General features: G+C 73.1%; 11 protein-coding genes. 6 read left to right on the top strand and 5 right to left on the bottom strand.

The features are described from left to right. Positions 1–3: 3 nt before the first annotated feature. Complete coding sequence (locus tag ACZ5C2_RS07675; RefSeq protein ID WP_468787632.1) at positions 4–546, top strand: DUF5134 domain-containing protein; 543 nt, start codon at positions 4–6, stop codon at positions 544–546. 206 nt (positions 547–752) lie between these two features. Next, the gene (locus ACZ5C2_RS07670) at positions 753–1,076 is read left to right on the top strand and encodes a hypothetical protein (RefSeq protein WP_468787630.1); all 324 of its coding nucleotides are present in this window, start codon (positions 753–755) and stop codon (positions 1,074–1,076) included. Positions 1,077–1,182: 106 nt separating this feature from the next. Here ACZ5C2_RS07670 and ACZ5C2_RS07665 read toward each other — a convergent pair whose 3' ends face one another. Both ACZ5C2_RS07665 and ACZ5C2_RS07660 read right to left on the bottom strand, forming a co-directional pair. After that, entirely contained in the window at positions 1,183–2,580 is a 1,398-nt protein-coding gene (locus ACZ5C2_RS07665; protein ID WP_468787628.1) for an FAD-dependent oxidoreductase, read from the bottom strand. 61 nt (positions 2,581–2,641) lie between these two features. Beyond that, the gene (locus ACZ5C2_RS07660; protein WP_468787626.1) at positions 2,642–3,682 is read right to left on the bottom strand and encodes a DUF4349 domain-containing protein; all 1,041 of its coding nucleotides are present in this window, start codon (positions 3,680–3,682) and stop codon (positions 2,642–2,644) included. A gap of 165 nt (positions 3,683–3,847) precedes the next feature. On the opposite strand from ACZ5C2_RS07660, the gene hemG reads away from it, so the two are divergent. Then, on the top strand, positions 3,848–5,305 hold the full coding sequence (gene hemG, locus ACZ5C2_RS07655; RefSeq protein WP_468787624.1) for a protoporphyrinogen oxidase: 1,458 nt from the start codon (positions 3,848–3,850) through the stop codon (positions 5,303–5,305). 5 nt (positions 5,306–5,310) lie between these two features. After that, positions 5,311–6,042 (top strand): hydrogen peroxide-dependent heme synthase, encoded by a 732-nt coding sequence (hemQ, locus tag ACZ5C2_RS07650; protein WP_468787622.1) that lies wholly within the window; start codon positions 5,311–5,313, stop codon positions 6,040–6,042. A 31-nt stretch (positions 6,043–6,073) separates the two neighbouring features. Here the strand turns inward: hemQ and ACZ5C2_RS07645 are convergent, their stop codons facing one another. The 3 genes from ACZ5C2_RS07645 to ACZ5C2_RS07635 form a co-directional block, all read right to left on the bottom strand. Further along, entirely contained in the window at positions 6,074–7,690 is a 1,617-nt protein-coding gene (locus ACZ5C2_RS07645) for an alpha/beta hydrolase (RefSeq protein ID WP_468787620.1), read from the bottom strand. An 87-nt stretch (positions 7,691–7,777) separates the two neighbouring features. Continuing rightward, positions 7,778–8,560 carry a TIGR04222 domain-containing membrane protein gene (locus ACZ5C2_RS07640; RefSeq protein WP_468787618.1) on the bottom strand — a complete coding sequence of 261 codons (783 nt, stop codon included), beginning with the start codon at positions 8,558–8,560 and terminating at the stop codon, positions 7,778–7,780. A 120-nt stretch (positions 8,561–8,680) separates the two neighbouring features. Continuing rightward, the gene (locus ACZ5C2_RS07635) at positions 8,681–9,994 is read right to left on the bottom strand and encodes an MbnB/TglH/ChrH family RiPP precursor modification enzyme (protein WP_468787616.1); all 1,314 of its coding nucleotides are present in this window, start codon (positions 9,992–9,994) and stop codon (positions 8,681–8,683) included. Between the two features lie 270 nt (positions 9,995–10,264). Between ACZ5C2_RS07635 and ACZ5C2_RS07630 the strand changes: the two genes are divergently transcribed. Continuing rightward, positions 10,265–10,465 carry a DUF2191 domain-containing protein gene (locus tag ACZ5C2_RS07630; protein WP_468787614.1) on the top strand — a complete coding sequence of 67 codons (201 nt, stop codon included), beginning with the start codon at positions 10,265–10,267 and terminating at the stop codon, positions 10,463–10,465. An 80-nt stretch (positions 10,466–10,545) separates the two neighbouring features. Further along, positions 10,546–11,199 (top strand): DUF7691 family protein, encoded by a 654-nt coding sequence (locus tag ACZ5C2_RS07625; RefSeq protein ID WP_468787612.1) that lies wholly within the window; start codon positions 10,546–10,548, stop codon positions 11,197–11,199. Positions 11,200–11,221: the final 22 nt, after the last annotated feature.

The raw sequence follows: 11,221 nt of genomic DNA, 5'->3' as shown, positions 1-11,221 counted from the left end.
CGCATGCATCATGCGGCACTGTCCGGTGTCCCCGGCTGGCTGCTCGGGGCACTGTGCGCGGCCGTCGTCGCCTACTGTCTGTTCCGCGCCCGCACCGGGCCCCGCGCCGAGCGGGCCGAGATGACGGCCGAGGCCCTGATGGGCCTCGGCATGGCCGCGATGGCGCCGCCGTCGCTGATGGCCGTCCTGCCCAGCTGGAGTGGCACCGTGTTCGGAGCGCACTTCGCCGCCGTCGGCCTGACCGCGCTGGCGTTCCCGGGTCCGTTGCACCGGCGTCTGCACCACATCGTCGGAGCGCTCGCGATGGTCTACATGTCGCTCGCCATGTCCGCGGGCGGACACCACGCGGCCGGCGCGGGAGTGCCCGTGCTCACGGGAGTCCTGCTCGCCTACTTCACGGTCTACGTGCTGCGCACCGGAGCCACTCTCGTGGCCGCGGGCCCCGCGGACACGTCCGGGCCGCCCCCGCACCTCGACCTGCTCCTGGGCCGCGCCTGCCGTGTCGCGATGGCGGTGGCCATGCTCACGATGCTCGCGGCACTCTGACCGTTCGGCCGGCCGGGGCCGGGTGAGGCGGCGCCGGCGGGGCCGTTCCGATGCCGGGGCGTGGCCGCCCCACGTCCCGCACGGGCCCGGGACGGGGGGGCGGATCCGCGGCGCCGCTGAACACCGTCGTCCGGACGTGCGTATGACTCGTCAACCGCCCGCGGCGCGGAGAAGGGGCCGCCGGGCCGACGTGAGGACAACAGGCGATGAACGACCGAGTGACTCCCGCGATTCACGCGCTGCCCGACGGCGAGGCCGAGCTCACGCTGGTGGTGCGCCTCCCTTGGGAGGACATCGCCCGGCTCGGCCAGGAGGCGGGGCGGCTGGCGTCCCAGACGCAGCGGCCGGTGACGCTGGACGAGGCGGTGAGCCACCGGCTGCGTTCCGTCAAGGCCGCGGCGCACGCGAGGCCCGCGGGGGAGCAGCCGGCGCCCGTGCCGGCTGCCAGCGCGTCGGTGTCCTCACTGCCGTCCCGGCCGCCGGCCGAGCAGGCACGGCAGGCGATCGAGAGGATCAACGGGACGGGATGAGAGGGCTGGGCGCCGTAGGGGTGCTGGGTGCGTCGCGAGGTGCCGGTCCGTCATGGCTGGTCGCGCAGTTCCCCGCGCCCCTTTCGGGGCGCCGCACCGTACTGCCTTACAGGGTCGCCCTGATCTTTGTCGCCGCCTTGCGGGCCGCTACCTGGACCGGGTCCCAGACCGGGGAGAAGGGCGGCGCGTAGCCGAGGTCCAGGGCGGTCATCTGGTCCACGGTCATGCCGGCCGTGAGGGCGACCGCCGCGATGTCGACCCGCTTGCCCGCCCCCTCGTGGCCGACGATCTGCACGCCGAGCAGACGGCCCGTGCGCAGTTCGGCGAGCATTTTTACGGTCATGGGCGAGGCGTTCGGGTAGTAGCCCGCGCGGCTGGTCGACTCGATGGTGACCGACTCGAACCGCAGCCCCACGCGGAGGGCGTCCTTCTCCCTCAGCCCCGTGCGCGCGATCTCCAGGTCGCACACCTTGCTGACCGCCGTGCCGACCACGCCCGGGAAGGTGGCGTAGCCGCCGCCGGCGTTCGCACCGATGATCTGGCCGTGCTTGTTGGCGTGGGTGCCGAGCGGGATGTGGCGCTGCTGCCCCGAGACCAGGTCGAGCACCTCCACGCAGTCGCCGCCGGCCCAGATGTTCTCGTGCCCGCGCACCCGCATCGACCGGTCGGTGAGCAGCCCGCCGGAGGCCCCCAGGGGAAGGCCGGCCGCCCGTGCGAGGGCCGTCTCGGGCCGCACGCCGATCCCGAGGACGACGACATCGGCCGGATACTCGGCCCGCTCCGTGGCGACCGCGCGCACGTGGCCGTCGTCCCCCGTCAGCAGCCTGGTGACCTCGGCCTCGTTGACCATGGTGATGCCCATGCCCTCCATGGCCCGGTGCACCAGGCGTCCCATGTCGGGGTCGAGGGTCGCCATGGGTTCCCTGCCGCGGTTGACGACCGTCACCTCGTAGCCGCGTTTGATCATCGCCTCGGCCATCTCCACGCCGATGTACCCCGCGCCGACCACCACCGCGCGGCGGCCACGCGTACGGGCCAGTGTGTCCAACAGGGCCTGTCCGTCGTCCAGGGTCTGCACACCGTGCACCCCGGGGGCGTCCATGCCGGGCAGCTCCGGGCGGATGGGCCGCGCACCGGTCGCGATCACCAGTTTGTCGTACGACGTCCAGGACTCGGTGCCGGAATCGACGTCCCGCGCGCGTACCCGGCCCCGCTCCGGGTCGATCTCCGTGACCTCGGTGCGCAGCCGCAGATCGATGCCCCGCGCGCGGTGCTCCTCGGCGGTGCGCGCGATCAGCCGGTCCCGGCCGGGGACGTCGCCGCTCACCCAGTAGGGGATGCCGCAGGCCGAGTAGGAGGTGAAGTGGCCGCGTTCGAAGGCGACGATCTCCAGTTCGGCCGGACCTCTCAGTCGGCGGGCCTGTGACGCCGCGGACATCCCCGCGGCGTCGCCGCCGATCACGACCAGACGTTCCCTCGCACCGTGCGCGTCGCTCATATCCATGTGGCCACGCTACGGGCCAGGAGCTTCTTGGGGCCCGGGGCCGGGGCCCGGAACCGACCGCTCAGTCCTGCTGGGTCTTCTGCCCGCCGCTCGGCTGTGCAGGTGCAGGAGCAGGAGCCGCGGCCGGGGACGGCGCCGCAGTCGGATACGGAACCGGCGCCGTGGTGCCCCGGTGCCGCGACAGCAGGGGGCGTACGGCCTTCAGCCACAGCAGGACCAGCAGCACCGCCACCACCGCGAACGGCAGGACGGCGCCGACCGCGACCGCCAGCCAGCGCAGCAGCGTCAGGAACGCGCCCCAGCCGCCCGCGAGCGCGTCCACGAAGCCGGGATCCTCGTCGTCCTTCCCCTTCTTCTCCACCGGCACCTCGGACAGGGACAGGGTGATGGTCGCCAGGGTCGTACGGTCCTTCAGCGACGCCTGCTGGGCCAGCAAGGACTCCAGGTTCGCCTGGCGGGCGCTCAGTTCACCCTCCAGGGTGACCACGTCACTGAGCTTGGTCGCCCGGTCCATCAGCTCGCGGATACGGGCCACGCTTGCCCGCTGCGACGTGATCCGGCTGTCCACGTCGACCACCTGGTCGGTGACGTCCTCCGCCTTCGCGCGGCGTTCGACGAGCTTGCCCGCACCCTCGAGGTCGGCGAGGACCTCCGCGTACGTGGCGACGGGCACGCGCAGCACCACGCGCGTGTGCTCGCGTCCCTCCGCGTCGCGGCGGGTGGTCTCGTCGCCGACGTAGCCGCCCGCGTTCCCGGTTGTCGCGCGGACCTCGTCCAGTGCCTTGGGCACGTCCTTGACCCGCACGGTCAGGGAGGCGGTGCGGATGATGTGGTCCGCGGTCGCCTTCGGCGTGGCCGTCCCGGCAGCGTCGGCCGTGCCGCCCGGGGCTCCCTGCCCGGCACCCTCGTCCCGCGCGGCCTCGTCCCGCGCGGCCTCCGGCCCCTGTGCCGGCGTGGCGGCGGCCTTGTCGTCGGCTCCGGAGGCGCCCGAGTCGCTGCTCGCACCGCTGCACCCGGTGACCGCGAGCGCCGCCGCGAGCAGGACCACGGCCAGAGCGTGCGCCGGTCGAACGGATCGTCGTACGGATCGCCGTATGTACATATGGGGCTCCCCCGGGTCGTGAATCACTGACGTGCCTGACGTTCCTTCGACGCGGCGGGGGTACTGATCGTTTGCGCCGGACGGTTCCGATGTGGTCACGGTAGGGACTCGTCAGGGCCACATGGCCCTGGCGGGAGTGCCGGTGGCGTTTGAGAGGGTGGAGCCATGAGCGGATCACATGCGGGCGACGGACCGAGGGCCGTCGTGGTCGGAGCCGGGATCGCGGGGCTGGCCGCCGCGCACCGGCTGCTGGAGCGCGGGGCGCGGGTCACCGTCCTGGAGGCCTCGGACCGGGTCGGCGGCAAGCTGCTGTCCGGTGAGATCGCCGGCGCGCGCGTCGACCTCGGCGCCGAGTCGCTGCTGGCCCGCCGCCCCGAAGCGGTCGGTCTCGCCCGTGACGTGGGCCTCGCCGACCGGCTCCAGCCGCCGGCCACCGCTTCCGCCGCGCTGTGGACCCGCGGCGCCCTGCGCCCCATGCCCAGGGGCCACGTCATGGGTGTGCCCGGCACCGCCGCCGCCCTCGCCGGCGTGCTGTCCGACGAAGGGGTCGCCCGGATCGAGCGCGACGCGGACCTGCCCCGTACCGAGGTCGGCGACGACGTGGCGATCGGCGAGTACGTGGCGGCGCGCCTCGGCCGCGAGGTCGTCGACCGCCTGGTGGAGCCCCTGCTCGGCGGGGTGTACGCGGGCGACGCGTACCGCATCTCGATGCGCGCGGCGGTCCCGCAGCTCTTCGAGGCCGCCCGTACCCACACCTCGCTGACCGAGGGGGTCCGCGCGATCCAGGAGAAGGCCGCCGCGGCCCGGCAGACCGGCCCGGTGTTCATGGGCATCGCGGGCGGAGTGGGCACGCTCCCTCTTGCCGTCGCCGAGTCGGTGCGGGCGCGCGGCGCCGAGATCCTGACCGGCACGCCGGTCACGGAACTGCGCCGCGGGGTGGAGGACGGCTGGCGGGTCATCGTCGGCGACCGGGTGCTGCACGCCGACGCGGTCGTCGTCGCCGTACCCGCCCCCGCCGCCGCCGGCCTGTTGCGCGCCGAGGCCCCCGGCGCCGCCGCCGAACTCGCCGGCGTGGAGTACGCCTCCATGGCGCTGATCTCCCTCGCCTACCGCCGCGCGGAGATCGATCTGCCCGAGGGCAGTGGATTCCTCGTGCCGCCCGTCGACGGACACACCATCAAGGCGTCCACGTTCGCCTCCCGCAAGTGGGGCTGGATCGCCGAGGAGAACCCGGACCTGGTCGTCCTGCGCACCTCGGTGGGCCGCCACGGCGAGACGGAGATCCTCCGCCGCGACGACGCGGACCTCGTGGAGGTCTCCCGGCACGACCTCAAGGCGGCCATCGGCCTGGCCGCCGCTCCGGTCGCCGGCCGCGTCACCCGCTGGGACGACGGCCTGCCCCAGTACCCCGTCGGCCACCACGCGCGGGTCACCCGGGTCCGCGCGCACCTCGCGGGCCTCGCCGGGCTCGCCGTGTGCGGCGCGGCCTACGACGGCGTCGGCATCCCCGCCTGCATCGCGAGCGCGTACGCCGCCGCCGACCAGATCCACGGTGACCTGCACGGTGTGCAGGAGCTCACCGCCCACCCGGTGCAAAGCCTCCACGGAGGAGCAGGAGAATAAGGGACATGAGTGACGACGCCACCACCCCCGCCCCCGACCGGATCCCCAACAAGGGCAAGCTGGCCAAGGACCTCAACGAGGTCATCCGCTACACCCTCTGGTCGGTCTTCAAGCTGAAGGACGTCCTGCCCGAGGACCGCGCCGGGTACGCCGAAGAGGTCCAGGAGCTGTTCGACCAGCTCGCCGCCAAGGACGTCACGATCCGCGGCACCTACGACGTGTCGGGCCTGCGCGCGGACGCCGACGTCATGATCTGGTGGCACGCCGAGACCGCCGACCAGCTTCAGGAGGCGTACAACCTCTTCCGCCGCACCAGGCTGGGCCGCGCGCTGGAGCCGGTCTGGTCGAACATGGCGCTGCACCGCCCCGCCGAGTTCAACCGGTCGCACATCCCGGCGTTCCTCGCCGACGAGACGCCCCGCAACTATGTGTCCGTCTACCCCTTCGTGCGCTCCTACGAGTGGTACCTGCTGGCCGACGAGGACCGTCGCCGCATGCTCGCCGACCACGGCAAGATGGCCCGCGGCTACCCCGACGTGCGGGCCAACACGGTCGCCTCGTTCTCGCTCGGCGACTACGAGTGGCTGCTCGCCTTCGAGGCCGACGAGCTGCACCGCATCGTCGACCTCATGCGCCACCTGCGCGGCGCGGAGGCCCGGATGCACGTCCGCGAGGAGATCCCGTTCTTCACGGGCCGCCGCAAGGACGTCGCGGACCTGGTCGCAGGCCTGGCCTGACCACCGGGTTCCCTCGCGGGCCGGTCGGCGCCTACCCGACCGCCCGCCGCTCCACCGGCCGCGTCCGGGGCTCTGGCCTCGGCTCCGGGTGCGGTGCGCAGGAAGCGCGCCGCCCCGGGACGCGGCCCTCGAGCAGATACGCCTCCAGGTGCCCGTTCACACAGGCGTTGGGCCCGCCCGCGATGCCATGGCTGCCGGCGTCCCGCTCGGTGACCAGCGTCGAACCCGCCAGTCGCCGGTGCAGCTCCAGCGCACCGTCGTACGGGGCGGCCGCGTCCCGCTCGGCCGCCAGGAGCAGCGTCGGCGGCAGCTCTCCGAGCCCGACGCGCACATCCAGCGGCCGCTGCCGGGGCGACTTCCAGTAGGCACACGGCAGATTCGTCCACACATTGGCCCAGGTCTCGAAGGGCGCCCGGCGCGCGAGCCGGGTGTTGTCCCGGTCCCACACCGCCCAGTCCGTCGGCCAGGGCGCGTCGTTGCACTCCACGGCGAGATACACCGCCCGTGAGTTCTCGGCTTCCGCCGCCGCCTCCGGATAGGCCTGCACCAGTTCCACCAGCGGCGCGGGATCACCCCTCAGATACGCCGACAGCGCCCGTGCCCGGTGCGGCCAGTGGTCGTCGTAGTACGCGGCCTGCAACAGCGCCGCCTGCAACTGCTCCGGCCCGACCTTCCCGTCCGCCGGTTCCTTCGCCAGCCGCGTCCTCGCCTTCTCGTAACTCGTCTGCACCTTCCCCGCGGTGCCGCCCAGTCCGTACACGTCGTCGTACCGGGCGACCCACGCCCGGAAGTCCGCCCAGCGGTCCTCGAACGCCGCCGACTGGTCGAGGTTGTTGCGGTACCAGACCTGCTCCGGGTCCGGGTTCACCGCCGCGTCGAACACCATCCGCCGTACGTGCGAGGGGAACATCGTCGCGTACAGTGCCCCGACGTACGTGCCGTAGGACGATCCCAGGAACGTCAGCCGGTTCTCGCCGAGCGCGGCGCGCAGGACGTCCAGGTCGCGGGCGTTGTTGAGCGAGTTGTAGTGCCGCAGGGAGTCCCCTGCCCGCTCGGCGCAGCCCCCCGCGTACGCCCTGGCCTGCGCGACCCGCTTCCGCTTGTACGCCTGCGAGGGGTGGACCGGCGCTTTCGTGGGGGCCTTGTGGAACGTCCCCGGGTCCGTGCAGGACAGCGGTGCCGAACGGCCCACACCGCGCGGGGCGTAGCCGACGAGGTCGTAGGCCGCCGCGATGCGCTTCCACTCGGGAAGGGCGCCCGTCATCGGGAAGTACATGCCGGTGGCGCCCGGCCCGCCCGGGTTGTGGACCAGGGAACCCTGTCGTCGTACCTTGCGCTCGGCGTTGCCCGGGTCCTTCCCGGTGGCGCGGGAACGGCTGACGGTGAGGTCGATCTGCTTGCCGTCCGGGCGGGCGTAGTCGAGCGGGACGCGAACCGTGCCGCACCGGACGGTGCCCGGGAGCTGCTGCTCGGCGGGGCACGTCCCGAAGTCGATGCCGCGGTCGGCGGCCCGCCGCGCGGCCACGGCCGTACCGCGCACCTCGGCCGCGTAGGGGGCGGCGGGGGTTCCGGCGCCGGCCGGGGCGGCGGCCAGGGTGGTGAGGAGCATGGACCCGGCGGCCACATGGACGGCGGCGGTGGTTCTCATCGACGATCCCTTCGGTACGCAAGAGCGACAAAAGGGATGTTTCGTTCGATGCCGGTGCGAGGCAAGCACCTTCCACCGGGTGTGTCGTCAGCGCCCCTCGCGCGGATCCCGGTGCGCGAGGGCGGCGCGCAGCTCCGGTTCGCCCACCGCGCGGATGCCGCGTACCGCGACGGAGGTGAGATACGCACGGTCGTCCTCGGCGTCACCGGCGCTGCGCGGCAGGGCGCCCAACAGCCGCTGACCCGCGGGGGAGGCCCAGCGCGCGTACGGGTGGACCTCGAACCGCGCGATGGCCAGGCAGCTCAGCGTGAAGATCAACGGCAGGGCGAACCACAGGGCGACCAGATGGCGCGGCAGGTCCGAGGGGACGGGCATGAGCAGCGCCGTCGCCCCCAGTCCGGTGACGGCCACCACGGCGAGCCGCACCTGCCGCACCGCGTCCGCGACACCCCGTCCGGCGGCGTCCGGCACCGCCAGACCGGCACTGATCAGCCGCTCCGCGATCCCGCCCACGGCGTCCGCGGCCGCGGCGGCGGCCCGCACCCGTGCGATGGGCGACTGCCCCTCGGGCCCCATGGCCCCTATGACCGACCGCTCCATGTCGTCCCGTCCGCACGGATCGACCACCGTCGCCCAGCCGGTGTGGGCCAGCAGCAGCCGCCGCTGACGGGCCATCGCGACGAGCGTGACGTCGGCGACCCGGGCGGGGCCACCGGAGAGGAACGCGGCCTCGTACAGCGTCAGTCCGCGCCCCTCTCCGGTGCCGGAACCGGTGGGCGCGGCGGCGCCGTGCACGGCGGCCAGACACAGCCGCAGGCACGTCACACCGGCGACGGCCCAGGCCAGGAGCAGGAGCGGGACCCAGAACATGACCTACTTGTAGGCGACGCGGTAGCGGGAGCACCATGCCCTGTTCACTATCCGGACACAGTGTGGTGGGTATGTGACGTTCCGCTTCAACTTCTTCCGCAGCCGCGCGGCCCGGGCGGGTCAGCGCCGCAGCAACACCCGCCGCGTGGCCCGCGCCAGCCGCACCGCCGGCCTGCTCGACCGGGGCCTCGGCCCCGACCGCTCCAGCCACCACACCCGCAGTTCCCGCCGCGCCCGCGCGTCCTCCCCCCGCCGGGCGAGGAGCAGTTCCTCGACGAAGTCCATCGCATCCTGCCGGTAGCCGCCGGTCATCGGCTGCGTCTGCGCGTACGCGAGGAATGCGGGCCGGTACCCGTCCCCGAGGATCACCGGCAACTCCGGGGCGACCTTCGCGACGACATCGGCCCGCTTGGCGGCGAGTGCCCTCGCCTGCACGCCCATCCGCACCCGGTCGAATCCCTCCGGCACCGGGGTTCCGGCGACCAGCGCGGACAGTACGGCGGCCTGCGCGAGCGCGAGCCGCTGCCGCGCGGCGTCGGCGGACCCCTGCCGCGACGAGGGCCGGGCACCAGCCGGTGCGGCCGCCGGGCTCGCCTCCCGCCGCTCCGCCCCTTTCTCGACCGCACGCCGGATCGCGGCCAACTCCCGCTCCATCTCCTCGGCTTCCGGGAAGTTCTCGTCCCGCTCCAGCAGCACACCGGGCGGGGAGACCCGGGACGCGAGATCGGTGAGGACGTCCAGCACGGGCTCCGGAACGGGGTGGGCGTGACTGTCGTGCCACACGCCGTCCCGCTCGAACCCGCCCGCGACATGGACGTACGCGATGGCCTCCAGGGGCAGTCCGGCCAGCGCCTTGGCCGGCTCCTCACCCCGGTTGACGTGGTTGGTGTGCAGATTGGCGACGTCGATGAGCAGCCGTACGCCGGTGCGATCGGCCAGCTCGTACAGGAACTGCCCCTCGGTCATCTCCTCACCGGGCCACGAGATCAGCGCGGCGATGTTCTCCACGGCGAGCGGCACGGGCAGCGCGTCCTGCGCGATCCGGACGTTCTCGCACAGTACGTCCAGGGCGTCGCGGGTGCGCGGTACGGGCAGCAGGTGCCCGGCCTCGATCCGGGGGGAGGCGGTCAGCGCCCCGCCGGCCCGCACGAACGCGATGTGCTCGGTGACCAGGGGCGACCCGAGCGCCGTGACCCGTTCGGCGAGCGCGGTCAGCCGCCGCTCGTCGGGCCGCTCGGCCCCGCCGAGACCGAGGGAGACCCCGTGCGGCACGACGGTCACCCCGCGCTCCCGCAACCGCAGCAGCGACTCGGGCAGATGCCCCGGGCAGACGTTCTCGGCGACGACCTCCACCCAGTCGATCCCCGGCATGCGCTCCACCGCGTCCGCGATCTCCGGCCGCCACCCGATCCCGCTCCCCAGCCTCACACCCATCCCCGCCCCCCTGCTCCACCCGGCACTCCCGCCCGGCCCCCGAACGCCGCCCGCTTCGGACGTGCCAGGGATATGACCCCACCGCCCGCCCTCGAACCCCGGCCGGCCCACCTTCAGAGCAACATTTGAGGTTATGGGCGCCCTCCGACGGGCGCACTCGCCGTGACGTGGCAGCCGCCCTCCCGGAGCGCAGGCAGTACCTGGCACTCTCACCGGGACAGGTACCACGGCGGCCCGTACAGTACGGACGAGGCACGACGAGGGGGCACAGTGGCAAAGGTCAGTATCGGTCTCGACGCCGAACTTGTCGTGGAAGTGATGGTCCTCGCGGGGATCGGCTCGCCGCAGGACGCGATCGAGGCGGTCGTGCGGGACTACGTGGCCCGTGGCCACCGCACGGAAGCGCGCACCGGACGCACGGATCAGAACCTGCGGGAGCTCGACGTCAAGCCGCAGGAACCGCAGGGCTGAGTCCTCGGTGGTGTCCGGTACCACGGGACCCCCGCCGACCGGCGGGCCCGTTGTCAGTGACGGCTGACACGATGGTCGTCATGAGCCGGATCATTTCGTACAGCACGGCCGACCGGGCCGATGTCGTGAAGTTGCTCGGAACCGCCGGGAACCTGACGCCCGATCAGCGGCGCGTTGTCGACGCGGCGCGGGAGATGGCGCGGAGGAGCCAGCGGAGCCTCGACGACCAGAACCTCGACTGGGGTCTGACGGTCCCCGAGGCGCTCGACCACCTCCTGGCCGGTCATGCGAGTTCGACCGCGGAGTACGCGGCCGGCGCCTACTACCAGGCCCTTCAGCACATCATCGACCGCAACGCGTCCGACCCCTACGAGCTGGGCGTGTACTCGAAGCCCTCCACCTTCTTCTCCGCGGTCGACGACGAACTGCGCCGCCTCGGCGTGAGCGGGGAACTGCTGCTGCACGACCACCTGTTCTCGGGGCCACCGGAGGAGATACCCTTCCCCATCCCCTACCCCGTGGACGGTCCGCACATCGGCATGTTCCCGCTGGCCAAGGCCAAGCCGGCTGCCGACGCCTACCGCGCCGTGGTCGACCGCATGGACGAGAACCTCGCGTACGACCTCCGGGAGATCATGGAGAAGCTCGCGTACGAACACGAGGAATGGGAGTACGCGACGAAGAACATCGACTGGTACACCCAGGACACGATCTTCTTCTCCATCACCGGCTGAGCCGCGCCGGCAGGTGGGCCCC

It is taken from the genome of Streptomyces sp. NPDC031365 (assembly GCF_055569765.1).
This window is presented reverse-complemented; position numbering and strand designations above follow the sequence as displayed.

What these genes read in the sequence shown, in the direction of transcription:
- ACZ5C2_RS07675 (WP_468787632.1), top strand. Translation starts at nt 4, where the DNA reads ATGCATCATGCGGCACTGTCCGGTGTCCCCGGCTGGCTGCTCGGGGCA.
- ACZ5C2_RS07670 (WP_468787630.1), top strand. Translation starts at nt 753, where the DNA reads ATGAACGACCGAGTGACTCCCGCGATTCACGCGCTGCCCGACGGCGAG.
- ACZ5C2_RS07665 (WP_468787628.1), bottom strand. Translation starts at nt 2,580, where the DNA reads ATGGATATGAGCGACGCGCACGGTGCGAGGGAACGTCTGGTCGTGATC.
- ACZ5C2_RS07660 (WP_468787626.1), bottom strand. Translation starts at nt 3,682, where the DNA reads ATGTACATACGGCGATCCGTACGACGATCCGTTCGACCGGCGCACGCT.
- hemG (WP_468787624.1), top strand. Translation starts at nt 3,848, where the DNA reads ATGAGCGGATCACATGCGGGCGACGGACCGAGGGCCGTCGTGGTCGGA.
- hemQ (WP_468787622.1), top strand. Translation starts at nt 5,311, where the DNA reads ATGAGTGACGACGCCACCACCCCCGCCCCCGACCGGATCCCCAACAAG.
- ACZ5C2_RS07645 (WP_468787620.1), bottom strand. Translation starts at nt 7,690, where the DNA reads ATGAGAACCACCGCCGCCGTCCATGTGGCCGCCGGGTCCATGCTCCTC.
- ACZ5C2_RS07640 (WP_468787618.1), bottom strand. Translation starts at nt 8,560, where the DNA reads ATGTTCTGGGTCCCGCTCCTGCTCCTGGCCTGGGCCGTCGCCGGTGTG.
- ACZ5C2_RS07635 (WP_468787616.1), bottom strand. Translation starts at nt 9,994, where the DNA reads ATGGGTGTGAGGCTGGGGAGCGGGATCGGGTGGCGGCCGGAGATCGCG.
- ACZ5C2_RS07625 (WP_468787612.1), top strand. Translation starts at nt 10,546, where the DNA reads ATGAGCCGGATCATTTCGTACAGCACGGCCGACCGGGCCGATGTCGTG.